The sequence below is a fragment of the Paraburkholderia sediminicola genome (genome assembly GCF_046030555.1).
In the GTDB taxonomy this organism is placed as follows: domain Bacteria; phylum Pseudomonadota; class Gammaproteobacteria; order Burkholderiales; family Burkholderiaceae; genus Paraburkholderia; species Paraburkholderia sediminicola_E.
In genome coordinates this window covers 268120-289904 of sequence record NZ_JAQQCH010000005.1, presented here as the reverse complement: position 1 = coordinate 289904, position 21785 = coordinate 268120, and the positions used below count along the sequence as shown (strand labels likewise).

Below are 21785 nucleotides of genomic sequence, written 5' to 3'. Positions count from 1 at the left end.
CAGGGGTGGACGCGCCGGAGCGGGTCAGCTAGATTGGGCGGCGGCTGAATCCGCCGAATTCGTTAATCAGGAGATAGGTTATGAGTAAATCCGTGGCCGACGTCGTTCAACTCGTCAAAGACGAAGACGTCAAGTTTGTCGACTTCCGTTTCACCGACACGCGCGGCAAAGAGCAACACGTTTCGGTGCCGGTGTCGGCATTCGATGAAGACAAGTTCGAAAGCGGCCATGCGTTTGACGGTTCGTCGATTGCCGGCTGGAAGGGCATCGAAGCATCGGACATGTTGCTGATCCCGGACGCGAACACCGCCTTCATCGACCCGTTCTATGAAGAGTCGACCCTCGTGCTGACGTGCGACGTCGTCGAACCGGCTGACGGCAAGGGCTATGAACGCGACCCGCGTTCGCTGGCCAAGCGCGCTGAAGCGTATCTGAAGAGCACGGGCCTGGGCGACACGGCCTTCTTCGGTCCGGAACCGGAATTCTTCATTTTTGACTCGGTCAAGTGGGGCACGGACCAGTCGGGCACGTTCGTCAAGATCGGTTCGGAAGAAGCACCGTGGTCGTCGTCGATGGACTTCGAAGGCGGCAACACCGGCCACCGTCCGGGCACCAAGGGCGGCTACTTCCCGGTCGCTCCGGTCGACACGTTCCAGGACATCCGTTCGGAAATGTGTCTGCTGCTCGAACAGATCGGCATCCCGGTCGAAGTGCATCACCACGAAGTCGCGGGCCAAGGCCAGAACGAAATCGGCACGAAGTTCTCGACGCTGGTGCAACGCGCCGACTGGCTGCAGCAAATGAAGTACATCATCCACAACGTCGCGCACACGTACGGCAAGACGGCTACGTTCATGCCGAAGCCGGTGGTCGGCGATAACGGTTCGGGCATGCACGTTCACCAGTCGATCTGGAAAGACGGCCAGAACCTGTTCGCAGGCAACGGTTACGCAGGTCTGTCGGAATTCGCGCTGTTCTACATCGGCGGCATCATCAAGCATGCTCGCGCGCTGAACGCGATCACGAACCCGTCGACGAACTCGTACAAGCGCCTCGTGCCGCACTTCGAAGCACCGGTGAAGCTGGCTTACTCGGCTCGCAACCGTTCGGCATCGATCCGCATTCCGCACGTGTCGAACCCGAAGGGCCGCCGTATCGAAACGCGTTTCCCGGATCCGATGGCGAATCCGTACCTGTGCTTCTCCGCGCTGATGATGGCGGGTCTGGACGGCGTGCAGAACAAGATTCACCCGGGCGAAGCTGCCGACAAGAACCTGTACGACCTGCCGCCGGAAGAGGATGCAAAGATCCCGACCGTGTGTGCCGGCCTCGACCAGGCGCTTGACTCGCTGGACGCGGACCGCGAATTCCTGACGCGCGGTGGCGTGTTCACGGACTCGATGCTCGACGCGTACATCGAACTGAAGACGGGCGAGCTGCAACGCTATCGTCAGTCGGTGCACCCGATCGAGTTCGAAATGTACTACTCGCTGTAAGCGGCAATGGCGCTTCGCCCTTCAAACGGCGAAGCGCTTTGCCCGACGCTCGCGATCGGTCACAAAGGGACGGCGGCGCCGTCCCTTTTTTGTTAGGCCCGAATTGATTTGCAGCGTAAGGCAATGAAGCAGGACACCAGGCAGTGCAATAAGCAGTGCAATAAGCGGTACACCTGATTTATCACCATCTCCTATCGGCCAGACTGCAAGATGGTTCTGAAGAATCTGATGAAAGTAAGGAAAGGGCACGAGCAGACGCTGTCGGACGACGCTCAGCTGGTGAGTTCCGGTTTGCTGCCGGGCTTCGAGGCACTCCCGACGGTCGTACTGGTGCTTGAAAAGCGCACGCTGCGCGTTGTGTTTGCGAACCCGTCGGCGGAATCGATGCTGGAGCTTTCGCGAAAGCAACTGACGCAGATGGCGTGGCAGGACATTTTCTCGAATGCCGACGAACTGGTCGCCACGATTTCCGCGATCGCCGCCCACCGTTTTCACGCGACGCATCTGGACGCCGTGCTCGAGCGCCCGGGCCACGAGCCGCTGCATGTGCATGCGATCGTCGGCTTTCTGGAGAGCGCGCAAGACTACGTGCTGCTCGAACTGTTCGAGAACGAGCGGCATTTACGTTCCGACCGCGAGGAGCGCATCAATGACCTCACGGCCGTCAACAAACAACTGATCCGCAATCTCGCGCACGAGATCAAGAATCCGCTTGGCGGGATTCGCGGCGCGGCGCAACTGCTCGAGTTCGAACTCGGCGAGCGCGAACGGGACGAGTTGCGCGAGTACACGCAAGTCATCATCAAGGAGTCGGACCGGCTGCAAACGCTGGTCGATCGCTTGCTGGAACCGCACCGTCATCCGCATATCGTCGGCGACGTGAATATTCACGAAGTGTGTGAGCGCGTGCGTCAGGTGATTCTCGCGGAGTTTCCGCGCGGTCTGACGATCGAGCGCGATTACGACGTGAGCGTGCCCGACCTGCGCGGCGACAAGGAGCAACTGATTCAGGCGCTCCTGAACATCGTGCGCAATGCAGCCGAAGCGCTGCGTGAACGCATCTCGCAAGGCGACGCGCGCATCGAATTGCGCACGCGCATTGCGCGCAAGATCACCGTGTCGAAACGTTTATGTAAGCTGGCACTGGACTTGCATATCATTGACAACGGCCCTGGCATTCCCGAGGAAATCCGTGACCGCATTTTCTATCCGCTCGTGTCGGGGCGTGAGGACGGTAGCGGTCTCGGTTTGACGCTCGCGCAGACTTTCGTGCAACAACACGACGGACTGATCGAAGTGGATAGCCGGCCTGGCCACACCGAGTTTCAGATTCTGCTGCCGCTCGACTGCTAACACCACACCCGTACAGTGAGAAAACGCCGGGCCGCCCCAAGTTTTCTCACCCCCCTCGGGGGGCCTGACGCGAAGCGACAGGTTTGGGGGCGCTCTTAAGACTTCTGACCGACCTATATGAAGCCGATCTGGATAGTAGACGACGATCAATCGATTCGCTGGGTGCTCGAAAAAGCGCTCGCTCGCGAAAACTTCGCGACACGCAGCTTCGCAAACGTGCGCGAGGCTTCCGCGGCGCTCGATCACGACAGCCCTCAGGTGCTGGTGTCCGACATCAGGATGCCTGGCGGCTCCGGTCTCGAATTGCTGCAAACCGTTCGTGACAAGGTGCCGGGTTTGCCCGTCATCATCATGACGGCGTTCTCGGACCTGGACAGCGCGGTCGCCGCGTTCCAGGGCGGTGCGTTCGAGTATCTCGCCAAACCGTTCGACGTCGACAAGGCGGTCGAGCTGATCCGCCGCGCGGTCGACGAAAGCATGCGTGGCGAACAGACGTGGGACGACCGCGTCGCCGATGCACCGGAAATGCTCGGCCAGGCGCCGGCAATGCAAGACATGTTTCGCGCGATCGGCCGGCTGTCCCATTCCGCGGCCACCGTGCTCATTACCGGCGAATCAGGCACCGGTAAGGAACTGGTTGCGCGCGCTTTGCACCGACATAGCCCACGCGCGAACGGCCCGTTCATCGCGCTGAATACGGCGGCGATTCCGAAGGATCTGTTGGAATCCGAACTGTTCGGCCACGAGCGCGGCGCGTTCACCGGCGCGCAGGCCATGCGTCAGGGGCGCTTCGAGCAAGCGGAAAACGGCACGCTGTTTCTCGACGAAATCGGCGATATGCCGTTCGATTTGCAGACGCGCCTGTTGCGAGTGCTCTCGGACGGGCAGTTCTATCGTGTCGGCGGGCACAATCCGTTGCGCGCCAATGTGCGCGTGATCGCGGCGACGCACCAGAACCTCGAATCGCGCGTGCGTCAGGGCCTGTTCCGTGAGGACTTGTATCACCGGCTCAATGTGATCCGCTTGCGCTTGCCGGCGTTGCGCGAGCGCAGTGAAGATATTCCGTTGCTCACGCGTCACTTCCTGCAAAAGAGTGCGCGCGATCTGGGCGTGGAGCCGAAGCGCGTGGCCGAAGAGGCGCTCGCTTATCTGGCATCGCTGCCGTTCCCCGGCAACGTGCGTCAACTGGAAAATCTGGCCAACTGGCTGACGGTCATGGCGCCGGCACAGACCATCGAGATCAAGGATTTGCCGCCTGACCTCGGTCCTGCGCAAGTGGGCGTGACGGATCTCTCAGGCGGTGTCGGTGGTGTGCTCGGCACGGGCGAGGCAGGCCTTGCAGGCGGCGCGCCGATCAACGGCGTCGGTGCGGCCACGCATCCGGCGGCCACCGCAGGCCCGGTCACGAGCACCGTAAGCGCCTGGGAAGGCGGCTTGCGTACCGAAGTTGCGCGGATGTTGCGTGAGAATGCGGCCGACGTTATGGACGAACTCGCGCGCCGCTTCGAAGCGGCGGTGATTCGCGAGGCGCTGGATTTCACGCGCGGGCGCAAGGTAGAAGCGGCGGAGCGGCTCGGCATCGGTCGCAACACGATTACGCGCAAGATTCAGGAACTCAATCTCGAGCCCTGATGTATGTTGTCAGCCGAGGCGGCTTGCCAGCCGCCCCGGCAGTTATCGCTTAGCCCGCTTGTTCGGCCGCCTCATGGATAGTCCCATAGGCCGCCCCTCGGCCGTCCCTTCAGCTGTTCCGGCGCGTGGCATCAAAGGTCCTCGGGCTCGCGCAAGGCATAATCAACGCTGTTTTCATTCGACAGCTGACGATGCCCGCTTCTCCCGCTCCTTTCTCCTGGCCGCTTTCCCCCGATACATTCCTGTCGCTCGAAGCACTCGACGACCCTGACGCGCTCGCGTGGGTCGAAGCGCAGAACGACCGCACACGCGCGGCATGGTGCCGCAGCGCGGAATTCGAGTCGCTCAAACAGCGGCTGGCCGACGCTTATCTGCCGCGTGAGCGGCCAGTTATTCCCGATCGCTGGAAGGACTGGGCCTACGATCTGTGGCAGGACGAACGCAATCCCAAAGGCATCTGGCGACGTACGACGTGGACGGCCTGGCGCAGTGGCGCGCCGGTCTGGCAAAACCTGCTCGATTTTGACGCGCTCGGTGCAGCCGAAGGCATGCCATGGGTCTGCGCCGAACTCGACATTCTTTATCCGGACGGCGATCGCGCATTAATCACGTTGTCGCCGGGCGGCTCGGATGCGCTCGTGGTGCGTGAGTTCGACATCGACGCGCAACGTTTTGTCGACGACGGTTTCGTGATCGCGAAGGCCGGCAAGCACACGGCTTCGTGGATCGATCGGGATACGCTCTATGTCGGCTGGGACAACGGCCGCAAGACGTTGACGCGCTCCGGCTATCCGCGCGAAGTGCGGCGCTGGACGCGCGGCAGTGCGCTGGCCGACGCGCCGGTGGTCTTCAAGGGGGCATTTGGCGACATCGGCGTGGAGGCACACTACGATCCAATCGAGCAGCGGCACGCCGTGGTGAGCAGTGTCGATTTCTTCGATTCGCAGACGTACTACCTCGATAGCGCCGATGGCATGGTAGACGGTGCCGATGCGGGCAATCATGGCAGTGCTACCAGTGCTACCAGTGCTACCAATACTGTCAATGCCTGGAAGCAGTACGACGTGCCTTCGCATGTTGCGGTCGGCGGCTGGCAGGGTTGGTTGCTGCTCGAGCCGCGCCTCGATTGGGACTGCAACGGTGTGCGCTATCCGGGCGGCGCGCTGCTGGCGATCCGCGAAGCGGTGTTCTTGCGCGGCGAGCGTGACGTCATGCCGCTTTTCACGCCGACATCGCAAACCTCCGTCTGCGAGTGGACGCACACGCGCAATCAACTGATCGTGTCGTATCTGGAAGATGTTCAGAGCCGGACCGCGCTATGGATCCCGTCGCAAGCGGCCGATCAAACCTGGCACTGGCATCGACGGCTTTTTCCATCGCCTGACGACGTGCAGGCCGACGTCTCACCGGTCGAGCCGACGCTGAACGACGAAGTGTTCGTCGATACCGACGATTACCTGCAGCCCCCCGCATACTGGCTCGCCGATCTTGCCCAGGACGACTTGGCCGATTGGGAGTTGCTCGACCGCTGGCCGACTCAGTTCGATGCGACGCCGTTCGCCGTGACGCGTGGGCATGCGGTGTCCGCGGATGGCACACGAGTGCCGTATACCGTGATCGGACCGCGGGTTGCACAACACGCTGGGCAAGGGCAGACGGCGCAGTCCGTGCATGAGACGCATGGGCGGACGCACGAACAGACGCACGGGCAAACTCGCCCATGCCTGCTCAACGGTTACGGTGGCTTCGCGATTCCGTTGCTGCCGGGTTATCTGACCGGGCCGGGCCTCGGCTGGCTGGAGCGGGGCGGCGTATACGTGGTGGCGCATATTCGCGGCGGCGGCGAGTTCGGCACTGCGTGGCATACCGCGGCGCAGGGCGAGCATCGACAGCGCTCGTTCGACGATTTCATCGCGGTGGCCGAGGCGCTCATCAGCACAGGCGTGACTAGCGCGGCGCAACTGGGCATTCAGGGCGGCAGCAATGGCGGCCTGCTGGTCGCGGCGTGCATGGTGCAGCGGCCCGAGTTGTTCGGCGCCGTGGTGTGCGAGGTGCCGCTGCTCGACATGAGCCGCTATCATCTGCTGCACGCCGGCGCGTCATGGATCGATGAATACGGCGATCCGGACGAGCCCGCCGAAGCGCGTGTGCTGGCCGCTTACTCGCCTTATCACCGCGTGAGCGCGGACGTAGCGTATCCGCCCGTGCTGTTCACCACGTCGACGGCCGACGACCGCGTGCATCCCGGACACGCGCGCAAGATGGCCGCGCGCATGCAGGCGCTGGGCGCGGAAAGGGTCTGGTATCGCGAGAACACAGAAGGAGGCCACGGCGGCTCCGATGAGTTGGAGCAGGCCGAGCATGATGCGATGGTGTTCGAATTCTTGTGGCGCTGTTTGAACGGGCCGGCGTCGGCCTTGTGAAACCGGCCGACTGCCGTCCCGCGTGAGGCATCGCTTGCGGCGCGCGTTCAGCCGATCTGCGCAACGACCGGTGCGTGGTCCGACGGCTGCTCCCACTTGCGCGGGACCTTATCCACATCGCAGGACGAGCAGGCTTCGGCAAGCGCTTTCGAGAGCAGGATATGGTCGATGCGCAGCCCCGCATTGCGACGGAATGCCATCATCCGGTAGTCCCACCACGAGTAGATCTTTTCCGGCTGCTCGAACTTGCGGAACGCGTCGACCAGACCGAGCTCGATCAGCCGCACGAATTCGGCACGCTCTTCGGGCGACACCAGATTCTGGCCTTCCCATGCTTTCGGATCGTGTACGTCGCGATCCTCTGGCGCGATGTTGTAGTCGCCGAGCAGCGCGAGCTTTGGATACAGCGCCATTTCACGCGCGATCCAGTCGTGCAGTTCGGCGAGCCAGCACAGCTTGTAGGCGAATTTGTCGGTGCCCGGCGCCTGGCCGTTCGGAAAGTACGCGGAGACGATGCGCACGCCCTCGACGGTCGCGGCGATCACGCGTTGCTGAAGGTCTTCATAACCGGGGATATTGCGCACAATGCTGCTTTCGTCGACGTTCAGACCTTCGCGGACCAGGATGCCGACGCCGTTATAGGTCTTCTGGCCCGCGAACCAGCTCCGGTAGCCTTTCGCTTCGAGTTCGGCGCGCGGGAATTTGTCGTCGGTCAGCTTCAGTTCCTGCAGGCACAGCACATCCGTTTGGCTGGTTTCGAGCCAATCGATGACATGCTGCAGGCGAACCTTGAGGGAGTTAACGTTCCAGGTGGCAATTTTCATGAAGTTCTCACATTCTTGCTGAGCAAGGCTTGGTGGGGCGCTAACCCCGCGTCTTTGCTTTATTTTGCTGTATCTACCCGTCTGGCGACCCAAAATCGCATTGTCAGGATCGGGTGAATTCCGATAGTCCCGCATCTTATCGCGCGAGACGAGTGATCGTGAAAATTGCCCCGGCGGCCGCAAAAATAAAAGCCCGATCCCGTCATGCCGCGGCGTATAGTGGGATCACATTTACACGCATCAAGGATGCACCATGGCCCAACTTTATCCAGCCCTTTATAAGGACTTCGAAGTGCATCCGCTGGTGTTTTCGCGGGAGTTCGACAAGTTCGACGGTCACAAACGTCATGCCGAAGGGTACGACGTCGCGGTACGCGTCTGCCGGCCGGGCGCGATTGGCGGCTCGAAGGCAAGCCGCGTATTTCGTCTCGTGCTGCCGGCCACGTTCTCCGATTTCGGCGTCGCGAAACGCAGCGCGAGCCAGTATGGCGCGGACATCATCGACGGCAAGGTGGAAGGTGCGACAGTCGAGGATCTTTGAGTTGCACGCTCACTTGCCGCATGAGCGCGGACATACGCGGCGCGCCTCGTTTGAAACTATTTCATCCGATTGTTTGACGTGTTGCTGACAGCCCGCTATAATCTTTTTCTCTGACGCGGGGTGGAGCAGTCTGGCAGCTCGTCGGGCTCATAACCCGAAGGTCGTAGGTTCAAATCCTACCCCCGCAACCAAGTATTGTTGAAAGCCCGCTAGCGCAAGCTACGCGGGCTTTTTAACTTCTGGCGTCGCCTCTCGCATGCTTCATCCATGCATGAGGCGCGCTTGCATTCACCCCGCCTCGATTGCCCATTCTACTGCCGCCTGCGCATGCAACGCAGTCGTGTCGAACACGGGTAACGCCGAGTCCGCCTGCTTGATCAGCAAGGTGATTTCCGTGCAGCCGAGAATCACCGCCTGCGCACCACGCGCAGCGAGCCCTTCGATCACACGTTGATACACCGCGCGCGAGGCGTCATTCACTTTGCCGTGGCACAGCTCGTCGTAGATGATGCGGTGCACATCCGCGCGTTCGGTTTCATCGGGAACCAGCGTCTCGAGGTCATAGCGCTCGCGTAAGCGCCCCGTGTAGAACGTCTGCTCCATCGTATAGCGTGTACCCAGCAAGCCCACCCGCGCGATTCCTGCGGCGCGCAGCGCGTTGCCGGTCGGATCCGCGATGTGCAGGAAGGGCACGTCGATCGCCTGTTCGATCGATTCATACACGCGATGCATCGTGTTAGTGGCCAGTATCACCAGGTCGGCGCCGCCTCGCTCGAGTTGGCGTGCGGCATCGGCCAGCTGTTTGCCGAGCGCGGTCCAGTCGCCGGCGCGCTGGCTGGCCTCGATCAGCGCGAAGTCGACCGTCAGCATCAGGCTGCGGGCGTTGTGATGGCCGCCCAGGCGCGCTTTGGCATGGCCGTTCAGGAGCTTGTAGTACTCGGTGGACGACTCCCAACTCATTCCGCCGATCACGCCGATGGTTTTCATATGCCTGCTCCGTGGGTGGATGACGTATGCGCGCCGAAGCCGAGCGCTAAACGTTGAACATCGAGTATAGGCTGGCGCTATGGCCCGCAGCCGGTACGGATTTCCCTCTGCCCGCCGGTACGGCATCCTGTTAAAACGCGGCGCGCACTTTCTGACGCCGATAGAATCGTCATCATTCAAAGAGCGGTCAACAGGAGCGAACCATGGATCTGATCATCCGCCACGCAATGCTGCCACCGAGCGCCGCACCGCAGCAAAAGCAGCCGGTCGACATCGGCATTGAAGCGGGCCGCATCGTCGCCGTCGAACCGAATCTGGCCGCGAGTGCGCGCGAAGAAATCGACGCCGTCGGTTCGCTCGTCACGCCGCCGTTCGTCGATCCGCATTTCCACATGGACGCGACGCTATCGTACGGTCTGCCGCGGGTGAATGCATCGGGCACCTTGCTGGAAGGTATCGCGCTGTGGGGCGAACTGAAGCCGGACCTCACCCAGGAGGCGCTGATCGAGCGCGCGTTGCAGTACTGCGACTGGGCTGTCGCGCGTGGTCTGCTGGCGATTCGCAGCCACGTGGATGTGTGCGATCCGCGCTTGCTCGCAGTCGAGGCGCTGGTTGAAGTGAAGCGCCGCGTCGCGCCGTATCTCGACCTGCAACTGGTTGCGTTTCCGCAGGACGGCGTCTTGCGCAGCGCGGGCTCATTCGAGAATCTCAAGCGTGCGATTGCGATGGGCGTCGACGTGGTCGGCGGTATTCCGCATTTCGAACGCACAATGGCCGATGGCGCGCTGTCCGTGCGCATGTTGTGCGAGTTTGCGGCGGAGCAGGGCTTGCGCGTCGATATGCATTGTGACGAATCGGACGATCCGATGTCGCGTCATATCGAAACGCTCGCAGCCGAAACGCACCGGCTTGGCTTGCAGGGACGCGTCACGGGTTCGCATCTGACCTCGATGCATTCGATGGATAACTACTACGTCAGCAAGCTCTTGCCGCTGATGCGTGAGTCGGGCGTCGCGGCGATCGCCAATCCGCTGATCAACATCACGCTGCAAGGCCGCAGCGACACGTATCCGAAGCGGCGTGGCATGACGCGCGTGCCGGAGATGATGGCCGCGGGCATCAACGTCGCGTTCGGCCACGATTGCGTGATGGACCCGTGGTACAGCCTCGGCTCGGGCGACATGCTCGAAGTCGCGCACATGGGCTTGCATGTTGCGCAGATGACGGGTGTCGACGGCATGCACGCCTGTTTCGACGCGGTTACGGTGAATGCCGCGCGTATTCTCGGTCTGGAGGGCTATGGCATCGCGCCGGGAAGCGCTGCCAATCTCGTGCTACTCGACGCACGCGATCCGGTCGAGGCAATTCGCTTGCGCGCCGCACGGCTCGCTGTGGTGAGTCGCGGCAAGGTGGTGAGCCGTGCGCCTGCCGCGCGTGCGGCGTTGTCGCTGGAAGGGCGTCCTGCAGAAGTGGATTTCAAACTGCATCGCGCTTAGCCGCCGCGCACCGCTCGAGACACGCACGCGAATGGAAAATGCCGGTGCTTGCTCATGAAAAAACACCCCGCGTCGTTGGACGGATATCCAACGATTTGGGGTGCAGTTCAATCACCAGATTTTTAGCCGACGTCGGCGTTTATCTACAACGCCGGCGAATGCTTCAACGCAAGAGTCAATGCAAGAGTCAATGCGCCACGGCAGGCGTCATACCATTGTGGCGCAGCAGCGCGTCGATATTCGGCTCGCGGCCGCGGAACGCCTTGAACGATTCCATCGCGGGACGGCTGCCGCCCACTTCCAGAATCTCCTTGCGATAACGCATGCCGGTCGCCTGATCGAGCACGCTGCCGCTCGCGGCCTGGGCGGCTTCTTCGAACGCGGCATACGCATCGGCGGACAGCACTTCAGCCCACTTGTAGCTGTAGTAACCCGCTGCATAACCGCCCGCGAAAATATGGCTGAACGTGTTTGGCCAACGCGAGAACGAAGCTTGCGGCACGACATGGAAGCGTTCGTTGATCTCGCTCGCGAGTTCGGTTGCGTTCTTCGTGCCGGACGCATCGAAGCCGGTATGCAGTTGCATGTCGAACATCGAGAAGACGATCTGGCGCAACGTGCCGAGACCGCTCTGGAAATTTTTCGCGGCAAGCATCTTGTCGAACAGATCACGCGGCAGCGGCTTGGCCGTGTCGACGTGCGAGGTCATGTCGCTCAACACGTCCCACTCCCAGCAGAAGTTCTCCATGAATTGCGACGGCAATTCAACCGCATCCCATTCGACACCGTTGATACCCGACACGCCCAGTTCATCGACGCGCGTCAGCATGTGATGCAGCCCGTGGCCGAACTCATGGAACAGCGTGATCACTTCGTCATGTGTGAAGCAGGCAGGCTTGCCGCCCACCGGCGCCGAGAAGTTGCAGGTCAGATACGCGACCGGCGTTTGCACGCTGCCGTGCGTGTGCTTGTGACGGCCGCGCGCATCGTCCATCCAGGCGCCGCCGCGTTTGCCTTCGCGTGCATACAGGTCGAGATAGAACTGGGCGACGAGACCGCCGTCCTGGTTCTCGACGCGGAAAAAGCGCACGTCCGGATGCCACACGGCCGCTTCGTCGCGACGGATGCGCACGCCGAACAGCGTTTCGGTGACCTTGAAGAGACCCTTGAATACGACGTCTTCCGGGAAATACTGTTTGACTTCGTTCTCGGAGAACGAATAGCGGTTCTGGCGCAAGCGTTCAGCGGCAAACGTCATGTCCCACGGCTGCAGGTCGCTCATGCCGAGTTCGTTCGCGGCAAATTCGCGCAGTTCTTTCCAGTCCTGTTCGGCGTGCGGACGCGCGCGCGTGGCGAGGTCTTCGAGGAAGCTCATGACTTGCGCCGGCGACTCGGCCATCTTCGGTGCGAGCGAGACTTCGGCGAAGTTGTTGTAGCCGAGCATGTGCGCTTCTTCCGCGCGTAGCTTCAACTGATCGGCGAGCACCTGGGTGTTGTCCCACTCGGGTTTGCCGCCGCCGTATTGCGGCCCGAGCTCGGAGGCGCGCGTCACATACGCGCGGTACATCGTTTCGCGCATCGCGCGATTTTCCGAGTACTGCATCACGGGGAAATACGACGGGAAGTGCAGCGTGAATTTGTAGCCGGTCTTGCCTTCGCGTTCGGCCGCTTCCTTCGCGGCTTCGATCACGTCCTCGGGCAAGCCGGCCAGTTGTGCTTCATCGCCGGCCTCGACGACATAGGCGTATGCGTTCGTCGCGTCCAGCACGTGATCCGAAAACGCTTTCGACAATCCCGCCTGGCGTTCCTGCAATTCGGCGAAATGCGGCTTCTGGTTTTCCGGCAATTCCGCGCCCGAGAGGCGGAAATCGCGCAGCGCATTGCCGAGGATCTTCTTGCGCTCGCCGGTCAGCGACGAAAAGTCGCTGCTGGCGTGAAGCGCCTTGTACTTCTCATACAGCGCGAGATTCTGGCCGACGCTCGACCAGAATTCGGTGACACGCGCCAGATTCTCGCCGTACACGGCGCGCAGTTCCGGCGTATCCGCCACCGCGTTCAGATGGCCCACCACGCTCCAGGCGCGCGACAGCGGTTCGGTGGCGCGCTCGACCGGCTCGACCACGTCGGACCACGAAGCGGGCGTAATGGGTTGGGCGGCGCGCTCGACGGCGGCGGCCGCATCGGCGAGCAGGGTATCGAGGGCGGGTGTGACGTGTTCGGGGCGGATCTCGCCAAAGCGCGGCAGGTCGGAGAAATCGAGGAGCGGATTGTCTTGATTCGAGGGGGTAGTGGACATAAGGCTTCCTGTCTGACGCGGGTGAACGGGTAATCGGTGCATCGACGGGCGCGCGCGATCACGCCCCGATAACACTCCATAAGGACATTATTGGGGCAGGGCGCGCCGATTCCAATCCGTCGGCAGACAAATTATCAGATGTCGCGCGACTGTGCGCGGAGCGCGCATGCCGTAGGCGGTTCGGGCGGCGGGAATGCGCCTCTTTGGCGTGTCTGCTGGGAGGCTGCGTTCTGTGCGAAAGCGAACGGTTCGAATTACTGCCGTGCCGCATTCTGACGTGTCGCCATCCGTCGGCGACGCTTTCTGTATGAGGTATCGATGAACCCGCTTTCGCATGCTTTATCGCGCAAGGGCAACAATTTCGACCTCGTGCGGCTCCTGGCCGCCGTTGCCGTGGTGTATGGCCATTCGTATCTGTTGCAAGCACCCGACGGCGCGACGGATTGGGTCCAGAACGCGCTTGGCTTCGACGGTTTCGGGGCGCTCGGTGTCTATGCGTTTTTTCTGCTGAGCGGCATGCTGGTAACCGCCAGTTTCGACCGGCAACGTTCGGTGCCGCGCTTCGCCGCGTTGCGCATCGCGCGCCTGTGGCCGGCGGTGGCGGGGGGCTCGCTGGTGACCGTGTTCATCGTCGGGCCGCTGTTTACGACTCTGCCGCTGCGCGACTATTTTGCCTCCGGCATGACGTGGCGCAACCTCGATAACTTCTCCACCATCGTGCTGAAAATCGGCTGGGCGCTGCCTGGCGTATTCGAGCACAACCGCTTTCCTGTCGACGTCTGCGCGCCGCTGTGGACGCTGCCGCTCGAAGTGCGCTGCTATCTGATCGTGATGGTGACCGGCATGCTGGGGCTGTTGTCCAGCGCGCGCGGCGTAGTGCTGGCGGTGGCGCTTGGCTGCGCCGCGTTCGTTTTGCGCGTGCATCTGCCGCATCTGCAGATCGGCTTGCGTGACTTCAGTGAAACGCCTGGCGGCTATTCGTTCTGGCCGGAGCCGTTTTTCATGCTGGGGATGCTCCTGTACGGCTGGCGCGAACGGATCGACATCAACGGCCTGACGGCTCTCGCGCTGGCGATGGTGTTTCTGGTGTTCCGCGACACGGCCGGCGCTCAACCGCTGTTCTATCTGGCGTTTGCTTACGGCGTGCTGTGGGTCGGTTCGACGCCGCTTTTGCGGCGCTTCGTGCCGCGTCACGATTACTCGTATGGGATCTATCTGTACGGCTTCATGGTGCAGCAATGCGTCGCGAATATCGCGCCGCAGTTGAGCCATGTGACGGCGGTGCTGATCGCCGCGCCGTTCATCCTGCTATGCGCGGCGCTGTCGTGGCACTTCGTGGAGCGGCCGGTGCTCAAGTGGTGCCGCGGGCGCCTTGCGCGTCGTCAGACGCCGCGCGGCGCGGGCATCGCGGCAGGGGATCAAGCCGCACGTTGAACGTGCGGTTCGCCATCAATCCAGGCTTTTGCGCAAGCCGCGCTGTTTCAGATTTACGCTTTTGCGGCTGCTTCGCGCTCGGCGGCTTCGATCGTGTTGACGAGCAGCATGGTGATGGTCATCGGGCCGACGCCACCCGGCACCGGCGTGATGTAACCCGCCACTTCCTTGACGCCCGCGAAATCGACATCGCCGCACAGCTTGCCGGCTTCGTCGCGATTCATGCCCACGTCGATGACGGCAGCGCCCGGCTTCACCATGTCCGCCGTGAGAATGTTGCGCAGGCCGGTGGCGGCGACCACCACGTCGGCGTTACGAGTATGGGCGGCCAGGTCGCGCGTTTTGCTATGGCAGATCGTGACGGTCGCGCCGGCTTCGAGCAGCAGCAGCGCCATCGGCTTGCCGACGATGTTCGAGCGGCCGATCACCACGGCATTCGCGCCTTGCAGCGGGATCTCATAGGCCGCCAGCATCTTCATCACGCCGTACGGCGTGCACGGGCGGAACAGCGGCCGGCCGGTCATCAACGCACCGGCATTGGCGACGTGAAAACCGTCGACATCTTTTTCCGGGGCGATCGCCTCGATCACCTTGTGGCTGTCGATATGCGGCGGCAGCGGCAGTTGCACCAGAATGCCGTGGATGCGCGGATCGCGGTTCAGTTCATCGATGCGAGCCAGCAGTTCGGCTTCCGGCAGATCGGCCGGATAGCGGTCGAACGACGAACCGAGGCCATTGTCATTGCAGGCCTTGACCTTGTTGCGCACATAGACTTCGCTGGCCGGATTGTCGCCGACCAGCACCACGGCGAGGCCCGGCTGATGGCCGCGGGCGGTGAGGGCGGCGGCGCGCGTGGCGACTTCGGTTCGCAGGGTCTTGGAAAGCGCTAGGCCGTCGATCAGTTTGGCAGTCATGGTCGGTCGAGATGGGCAGATTGGAAAGCGGGGCAGAGCGTAGGCACGCGTGTGTGGCATCTGCGGCACGTGCGATGGCGCTTTTCACCGGAAACGGGTCGGCACATGAAAAGCGCGCGGAGCGAATCAGGGATAAGCAGCGCTGCAAAGTCCAACATTATACCGGCCCGGCATGGCGCACCACGTACGGATTCCAGGTGCGTGGGAGCGCTGCGGATTCGCGGTGCCTTGGCCGCCATAGCCGCGCTCGCGGCGGCTGCCGGGGGGGCGGCAGGCGAGGGCGCCGGCGCCGCGGTCGACATGAATACCAGCGCGGGACGCCGGCGTCGCTCCGAAAACAGATCGGTCGCGGACGGCTTGTGCGCTGCCGCAGCCGTCGAGCGACCCCCGCCTTTACTGTTGCACAGGTTGCCAGCTATCGTCCGGGTCGAACGACTTAACGGCCGCCGCGGCGCGAGCGCTCCGCGGCCCCAGGTTCTTCTGATAGACCTGACCGTCCTGATTGACGATAAAGCTCATCACGCCAGTCTTGCCGTATTCGGCCGGCGAGGCGATCAGACCGAACCCTTTGGTCATCTCGCCGCTCTCGACGTAGTTCTGCGCGCCCCCCTTTGCGTGCGGACCCTGCGCCGTCAGGATCCGGTAGTGATAGCCGTGATAAGCCTCTGTCGGCAGGGTACCGTTAGGCATCGTGGCGGCGAGCGGTCCGAGCGGGCTTTCCGTCTCGCCGGGCGCCGTTGCCCAATACAGGCCGTCATGCTGACCCTGCGTACTGACGAAGCGCTGTGCGTAGTGCTGGGTCAGGTTGTGATAGTCGTTTTGCGCGTCGAGATAGGCGAGCGAGGTCAGGATCGCCGCGTGTTCGTTGCGGCCGATCCGACGTGTCAGCATCTCATCCTGCGCGGCAGGCGGATCGAAGCGCCAGCCATGCGCGGCTTGCACGAGGGGGATCGGCAAAGTCCAGCCACTGTCGCCGACCGCCAGATGCGCGGTTGCGCGTCCCTTGCTCTTCACGGGATCTTCGACGATCTGATGTCCTTTCGACCATGCGCCGAGGAACTGGTAGATGTCGTCCTCGCCGATTCCTTCGGATGGAATGAAGCGATGAAAATCGTTGCCGAGCACGTGCTTGAGCGCATTTTCGTCGTTGCGGGCCAACGCGTCGACGAACGCATTAGCGGCGTCGTCGGCACTCGGATAGACCGCCTGCGCGTGGGCAGCGGTCGTGCCGAGCAGCAGTACCGGCGCCACCAGCAAGGTGCCGGTACTGCTCAGAGCGATAGCGAATGTCAGCGCGTGGGCGCGCAAGGCGCCGCGTGGAAATAAGCGAATCATCAGAGACTCCTCTTGATCGTTCAACGGTTGCGGCCGAGGTGGCGCTCACCGCCGCCGCCACCGCCCAGTCGGCCGCCACCACCGCGCTGAATACCGCCGCCGTTTGCACCGGGACCGCCGCCCGCGCGCTGCTGGCCGCCACCGTTGGCGCCGAAGCCGCCGCTGCCGGAACGGTTCGCGGCTGCGTTGCGGCTCGCCTCGCCACGTTGAGTGTCCTGCCGCGAACTATTGCCGTCGCCGGCGCCGCGCAACGCGTTATCGCGATTGGCGTTCTGCGCGCGGTTCTGCAGACCGGTGTTTGCGGTGCCGCCCTGGTGAATCCCCTGCACGCGCTGGCTCGCGTTACCACTCAGATTCTGACCGGTGCGATTTTGCAAGGTCTGCTGCGCCTGGGCGCGGGCGGCGTCGTCACGGCCGCGGTAGGCATCGCGCTGCGCACCGCCGAGGTTGTTGTTGACGTTGCGGTTGAGATTCGCATTGTTGACGTTGCGATTGACGTTGGTGTTGCGGTTCCAGTTCGTCGTGTTGCTGTTCACATTGAGCCGGTTGTTCACATTGATATTGTTGTACCGGTTCACGTTGATGTTGACGTCATGCGTGTTCCAGTTGAAACCACCCCACAGCGAATTGGCAACGGCGACACCGGCGCCGAACGCAAGGCCGGTCGCGAAACCCGTTGCGATCGCATAGCCGGGTGGCGGCGGCACGTACACGGGCGGGTAGGCCGGATAGGGCCACGTGCCGTAGACGACAGTCGGGTTATACGTCGGCACATACACGACTTGCGGATTGGCCGGCACGATCTGAATCGTGCTTTGCTCGACCACGACTTTCTGTTGCGAGCTCGTTTTCAGATTGCCTGCCGCTTGCGCCTGTTTGCGCAGGCGTTGCACGGAGTCCATCACATCATTCGACTGACCGAGAAAGGCGGTGCCGAGTTGCGAGACCCAGTCGGGTTTCGACGCCATTGTCGCGAGGACCTGCGGGAAGGCGACCAGCGATTGCACGCTCGGATCCCACGGTTGGGAGGCGACTGCCTTCACGGCGTCGTCGCCTTGCAGCTTCGCGTTCGCTTTCGACCATGCGGCCGCGGCCTGGACGTCCTGAGGGAAGGTGGCGGCCATCAACACCTGCGCGAGCAGGGCGTCGGGATAGAGCGCGATGGGTGCAGTCAGCGAATCGAGTTGCTGGGTCGACATCTTCGCGGCGCTTTGCGCATAGACCGCGCCTGGCATGGCCAGACCGACGAAGAGTGGCGCGCCCGCAAGTGCGGCGCAAACAAGCAACACACGCGAACGGTGTGCTCCGGATCGTTTCACGATGAAATCCTCCCGGCTGCGTTAGACGCGCGAAGTCAATGCGCAGCGCATGCTGCGTTGCTTCGGCGCAAAGGAATGGAGAAGGAAGCAGGTAAAGGCCGGCTCAGTTTTGCTTGAGCCGTTCGACAGATCCCTCAGCAATGCGGTTGAACCGCGGTAACTGCTTTGCATCGCCTCGCGATGCGCACACGACAACGGCAGCACGCCTGTCCTGCGTTTATCGGGCATCAACGGTTCCTGTTGAGGAGTTCTGTGTAAATTAAGGGGCGCAGCGGAGCTTGTCAATCTTGTCGGAGGAAAGAAATTATTGCCGCGCGACGTAAGCGCATGCTGAGTAATGCGCAATGATTAACGGATGCGAGCGCGGATGCGGATGTGGGCGTGTTGAGCCCATGCCGCCCGTCGTCGTTGCGAAGTTGTTGTGAAGCGGAGGGAAGGAGGGAGAGAAGGATGACGCGGGCCGGACTGTTCGATAGTCCGGCCGTTGACACACAGTCACGACCCGCGGCGTGTGCCGCGGCCGCAATGTTTACCGGTTTACTGCGCCGGTTGCGGCTTGTTCGACAACGCGAGGCGCAGTAGATCGGCGACCGTGTTGACGTTGAGCTTTTCCATGATGTTCGCCCGGTGCGCTTCAACCGTCTTGATGCTGATGCCGAGGTCGTCGGCGATCTGCTTGTTCAGGCGGCCGGCAATGATGCGCTCGAGCACCTGATGCTCACGCGCGGTCAGCTTGCCCAGACGCTCGGCGGCGGCGCGCTGTTGCTGCACGCTGGTGCTTTCGCTGCGCGCCTTGTCGAGCATGCGCTCGACCAGTTTGCGCAGCTCGGCTTCGTCGAACGGTTTTTCGATGAAGTCCATCGCGCCTTTTTTCATCGTCGACACGGCCATCGGCACGTCGCCGTGGCCCGTCACGAAGATGATCGGCAACGACGCGTTGTCGGCGATCAGGCGTTCCTGCAACTCGAGCCCGCTCATGCCGGACATCCGCACATCGAGAATCAGACAAGCGATCTGGCCCGGATGCGTATGCGGCTGCCATGCGTCGATGAACTGCTCGGCGCTGGAGAAGCATTGCACGCGGTAGCCGTTCGCCTCCAGCAGCCAGCGCAGCGAATCTCGTACGGCCTCATCGTCGTCGACGACAAAGACAGTTTCCTGTGTGGTGACTGGGCTGTTCATAGCTCTCCCGTAACGGTTTGTGGTGTCGGCGCCTCTGACCCGCCGTTGCTCGGGCCGTCAGGCTCTCCAATAGGCAGACTGCAATGGAACGTGGCGCCTGTGATGTGGCCGTCAGATTCGACGTTGTTGACCACCCACAGACGACCGCGGTGTGATTCGATAATCGAACGGCAAATGTTCAGCCCCATGCCCATACCATCGGACTTGGTGCTGTAAAACGGCTCGAACAGCCGCTCGGCTGTCGCTTCGTCGACGCCCGGTCCCTGGTCGACGACACTGATGCAGACAAACCCGCCTTCCAGCCGGACGACCACGCGAATCACGGGGTCGACGGCATTCGGGCGCGCATCGTGCATGGCTTCGGCACCATTCTTAAGCAGGTTCACCAGCACCTGCTCGATCAGCACCGGGTCGACATAGATCACCGGCAGGCGCGAGCGCAGATCGGTCACGATGCGAATCTTGCGCTTGCGCGCTTCGAGTTCGGCAAGGCCTACAGCGTCGGCCACGATATCGGCCACGCGCGTGGCCTGGCGTTTCGGCTCGCTGCGTTTCACGAATTCACGAATGCGCTTGATGATCATGCCGGCTCGTACCGCCTGTTGGGCGGTTTTCTCGAGCACGGGCAGAAGATTGTCAGGTGTCGTCCGACCGGATTTAACCAGTGCTACAGTTCCTGAGCAATAGTTATTGATCGCGGCGAGCGGCTGATTCAGTTCGTGCGCGAGCGATGAGGCCATTTCGCCCATCGTCATCAGGCGGCTGGTGAACTGCAGCTTCTCGTCCTGCTGACGCGAGAGTTCCTGAGCCTGCTTGCGCGTGGTGATGTCGGTGGCGATCTGCATCTGCGCGAGGTGGCCGTCCACCCACTGAATGTACTGGCGGCGCACTTCGAACCATTTCTGGATGCTTTGCACGTAGATTTCCTGCGCGTCGGCCGTGCTTTCGGTCAAGGCGGCGGCGGGCAGCCCCGCGTAGGTATCCACCATATCGATCGAATCGGACGACGCCTGTGCGCTATCGAACCCGCCACCCGCCAATTCCAGGTGGCCGTCCGGGCGAATGCCGAACAAGTGACGGTAGTAGCGGTTGGCGAACAGCAGTTCGGCTTCGTCGGCGGCCAGCACGGAGACCGCGGCGTCGAGACTTTCGAGCACGGTCGTGAAGCGCTCGTGCGCGGCGGCGAGCTCTTCGCGCGCGCGTTTCGGTTCGGTGATGTCGGTCATCGACGACATCCAGCCAGTCTGGCGGCCCGAGCTGTCGATCAGCGGCGACACGTAGAGGCGCGCGTGGAACAGCGAACCGTCCTTGCGGCGCACCCGCAATTCGAAGCCCGAGGAGGGCGCCTTTCCGCGCAGCGTCATATCGAGCTGGCGCTGCATCTCAGGGTAGGCGTCGCGCGGCCAGTAGGCGAACGGCGCATTCTTGCCGACCAGATCGCTTTCGTCCCAGCCGGTCATGCGGCAAAAGGCCGGATTTACGTGAGTGATGCGGCCGTGCATGTCGAGCACGCGCATACCGATCAGCACCGAGTTTTCCATCGCGCGCCGGAAGAACGCTTCGGCGTACAGCGCCTGTTGCGCTTCGAAGCGTTGCCGCGTGTGTTTCCACAAGCTCCACAGACTCCACAATACGAAACACGACAGGCCGGCCACCAGCCAGACCAGCGTGTTATTGGTGAAGTTGGTCATCTGCGGGAACGCATAGACGCGTACCGAGACGCCTTGGCCCGGCGGGTCGAGCGGCAGATCGTAAAACATGTCGCGCGGCAGGCGCGGGCGGGTCGACGTGGTGGTCAACTCGCGATTGTTCACGTCGATGATCGAGATTTTGTATTTGGCCGACAACTCGGGCGGAATGTCGTGCTTCAGGATCCCTTCCACCGAGAACACGGCGGCAATCGTGCCGAGGAAGTCGCGGTCGCGATAGACGGGAGTTTGCAACGTGATGTAGCCGTTGCCGACGTCGTCGTAGATCAGCGGCGAGTACACCTGGCGGCGCGTATTGCGCGCTTCGTTAAAAGCGGCTTTGACCGCATCGTCCATCTGCGCGTCGTTCGGCTTGGCGAGGCGCTGGCCGAACACGGGCAAGGCGGTATTGGGCCAGCGCGGCTGCTGCTGGCTTGTGTACCAGTTCATGTAGAGGATCTCGGGGTGCCCCTGCATGATGTCCGTGGTGGACACCTGGAATGAATGCGGATCGGCGTGGCCGGCGACGAGATCGCGGGCGAGGGCCTGAATCTGTTCCTGCGCGCCGGTCATGGACAGGCGGATCTGTTGCTGCGCCCACGCGACATTACGATAGAGCGTGTCTTCCTGCTGCTGCTGCTCGCGCCGGTTCAGGCTCCACAGAATCAGGCTCATGACGACCAGGAAAACCAGGATCGACAGCAGCGGCGTCAGCAAATAGGAGTTCGACCACCACGGTCCGTGGTGCCAGCGGGAGGACGGCGTCGAATCCGCCGGCGAACCGGCGGTGCGCGCCGAGCGAGCGAAAAGCCGTTCGGTCAACATGCGTGGCATTGTAGCGCAGCGGGTCACTAGCAAATGGCGC

The 21785-nt window shown here is 62.4% G+C and carries 15 protein-coding genes and 1 tRNA gene; 8 read left to right on the top strand and 8 right to left on the bottom strand.

The annotated features are described in order from the left end of the window. Positions 1-80: 80 nt before the first annotated feature. The 4 genes from glnA (at position 81) to PQQ52_RS10610 (ending at position 6904) form a co-directional block, all read left to right on the top strand. Positions 81-1496: a type I glutamate--ammonia ligase gene (gene glnA / locus PQQ52_RS10625; RefSeq protein WP_408210149.1), complete on the top strand. Its 1416-nt coding sequence runs from the start codon at positions 81-83 to the stop codon at positions 1494-1496. 210 nt (positions 1497-1706) lie between these two features. Continuing rightward, entirely contained in the window at positions 1707-2849 is a 1143-nt protein-coding gene (gene glnL, locus PQQ52_RS10620) for a nitrogen regulation protein NR(II) (protein WP_408210146.1), read from the top strand. Between the two features lie 117 nt (positions 2850-2966). Beyond that, entirely contained in the window at positions 2967-4481 is a 1515-nt protein-coding gene (gene ntrC / locus PQQ52_RS10615; RefSeq protein ID WP_408210143.1) for a nitrogen regulation protein NR(I), read from the top strand. 191 nt (positions 4482-4672) lie between these two features. Then, entirely contained in the window at positions 4673-6904 is a 2232-nt protein-coding gene (locus PQQ52_RS10610) for a prolyl oligopeptidase family serine peptidase (protein ID WP_408210140.1), read from the top strand. Positions 6905-6951: 47 nt separating this feature from the next. Here PQQ52_RS10610 and xth read toward each other — a convergent pair whose 3' ends face one another. Beyond that, positions 6952-7728: an exodeoxyribonuclease III gene (xth, locus tag PQQ52_RS10605; protein WP_408210138.1), complete on the bottom strand. Its 777-nt coding sequence runs from the start codon at positions 7726-7728 to the stop codon at positions 6952-6954. A gap of 253 nt (positions 7729-7981) precedes the next feature. Here xth and PQQ52_RS10600 point away from each other — a divergent pair, with 253 nt between their 5' ends. Both PQQ52_RS10600 and PQQ52_RS10595 read left to right on the top strand, forming a co-directional pair. Then, on the top strand, positions 7982-8269 hold the full coding sequence (locus PQQ52_RS10600) for a hypothetical protein (RefSeq protein WP_325046479.1): 288 nt from the start codon (positions 7982-7984) through the stop codon (positions 8267-8269). Positions 8270-8383: 114 nt separating this feature from the next. Then, positions 8384-8460 (top strand) — tRNA-Met (locus tag PQQ52_RS10595). 97 nt (positions 8461-8557) lie between these two features. Here PQQ52_RS10595 and PQQ52_RS10590 read toward each other — a convergent pair. After that, positions 8558-9256, bottom strand: coding sequence for an aspartate/glutamate racemase family protein (locus tag PQQ52_RS10590; protein WP_408210135.1), 699 nt, complete (start codon positions 9254-9256; stop codon positions 8558-8560). Positions 9257-9459: 203 nt separating this feature from the next. On the opposite strand from PQQ52_RS10590, the gene PQQ52_RS10585 reads away from it, so the two are divergent. Next, entirely contained in the window at positions 9460-10752 is a 1293-nt protein-coding gene (locus PQQ52_RS10585) for an amidohydrolase family protein (RefSeq protein WP_408210132.1), read from the top strand. 187 nt (positions 10753-10939) lie between these two features. Here the strand turns inward: PQQ52_RS10585 and PQQ52_RS10580 are convergent, their stop codons facing one another. Further along, entirely contained in the window at positions 10940-13048 is a 2109-nt protein-coding gene (locus PQQ52_RS10580) for a M3 family metallopeptidase (protein ID WP_408210129.1), read from the bottom strand. A 318-nt stretch (positions 13049-13366) separates the two neighbouring features. On the opposite strand from PQQ52_RS10580, the gene PQQ52_RS10575 reads away from it, so the two are divergent. Beyond that, on the top strand, positions 13367-14482 hold the full coding sequence (locus PQQ52_RS10575; protein ID WP_408210127.1) for an acyltransferase family protein: 1116 nt from the start codon (positions 13367-13369) through the stop codon (positions 14480-14482). A 53-nt stretch (positions 14483-14535) separates the two neighbouring features. Here the strand turns inward: PQQ52_RS10575 and folD are convergent, their stop codons facing one another. The 5 genes from folD to fixL form a co-directional block, all read right to left on the bottom strand. After that, complete coding sequence (gene folD / locus PQQ52_RS10570; protein WP_408210124.1) at positions 14536-15396, bottom strand: bifunctional methylenetetrahydrofolate dehydrogenase/methenyltetrahydrofolate cyclohydrolase FolD; 861 nt, start codon at positions 15394-15396, stop codon at positions 14536-14538. 393 nt (positions 15397-15789) lie between these two features. Continuing rightward, entirely contained in the window at positions 15790-16731 is a 942-nt protein-coding gene (locus PQQ52_RS10565; protein WP_408210121.1) for a DUF2950 domain-containing protein, read from the bottom strand. A 20-nt stretch (positions 16732-16751) separates the two neighbouring features. Beyond that, entirely contained in the window at positions 16752-18050 is a 1299-nt protein-coding gene (locus PQQ52_RS10560; RefSeq protein WP_408210119.1) for a DUF3300 domain-containing protein, read from the bottom strand. 537 nt (positions 18051-18587) lie between these two features. Next, a complete protein-coding gene (gene fixJ, locus PQQ52_RS10555) occupies positions 18588-19232 on the bottom strand; it encodes an oxygen response regulator transcription factor FixJ (protein WP_011488992.1) in 645 nt (214 codons plus the stop codon). After that, positions 19229-21745, bottom strand: a complete 2517-nt coding sequence (fixL, locus tag PQQ52_RS10550) for an oxygen sensor histidine kinase FixL (protein ID WP_408210335.1) — start codon at positions 21743-21745, stop codon at positions 19229-19231. The genes fixJ and fixL overlap by 4 nt, the downstream gene beginning before the upstream one ends. Positions 21746-21785 lie beyond the last annotated feature (40 nt).

Coding starts and splice junctions, on each gene's coding strand:
- glnA (WP_408210149.1), top strand. CDS start 81: ATGAGTAAATCCGTGGCCGACGTCGTTCAACTCGTCAAAGACGAAGAC.
- glnL (WP_408210146.1), top strand. CDS start 1,707: ATGGTTCTGAAGAATCTGATGAAAGTAAGGAAAGGGCACGAGCAGACG.
- ntrC (WP_408210143.1), top strand. CDS start 2,967: ATGAAGCCGATCTGGATAGTAGACGACGATCAATCGATTCGCTGGGTG.
- PQQ52_RS10610 (WP_408210140.1), top strand. CDS start 4,673: ATGCCCGCTTCTCCCGCTCCTTTCTCCTGGCCGCTTTCCCCCGATACA.
- xth (WP_408210138.1), bottom strand. CDS start 7,728: ATGAAAATTGCCACCTGGAACGTTAACTCCCTCAAGGTTCGCCTGCAG.
- PQQ52_RS10600 (WP_325046479.1), top strand. CDS start 7,982: ATGGCCCAACTTTATCCAGCCCTTTATAAGGACTTCGAAGTGCATCCG.
- PQQ52_RS10590 (WP_408210135.1), bottom strand. CDS start 9,256: ATGAAAACCATCGGCGTGATCGGCGGAATGAGTTGGGAGTCGTCCACC.
- PQQ52_RS10585 (WP_408210132.1), top strand. CDS start 9,460: ATGGATCTGATCATCCGCCACGCAATGCTGCCACCGAGCGCCGCACCG.
- PQQ52_RS10580 (WP_408210129.1), bottom strand. CDS start 13,048: ATGTCCACTACCCCCTCGAATCAAGACAATCCGCTCCTCGATTTCTCC.
- PQQ52_RS10575 (WP_408210127.1), top strand. CDS start 13,367: ATGAACCCGCTTTCGCATGCTTTATCGCGCAAGGGCAACAATTTCGAC.
- folD (WP_408210124.1), bottom strand. CDS start 15,396: ATGACTGCCAAACTGATCGACGGCCTAGCGCTTTCCAAGACCCTGCGA.
- PQQ52_RS10565 (WP_408210121.1), bottom strand. CDS start 16,731: ATGATTCGCTTATTTCCACGCGGCGCCTTGCGCGCCCACGCGCTGACA.
- fixJ (WP_011488992.1), bottom strand. CDS start 19,232: ATGAACAGCCCAGTCACCACACAGGAAACTGTCTTTGTCGTCGACGAC.
- fixL (WP_408210335.1), bottom strand. CDS start 21,745: ATGTTGACCGAACGGCTTTTCGCTCGCTCGGCGCGCACCGCCGGTTCG.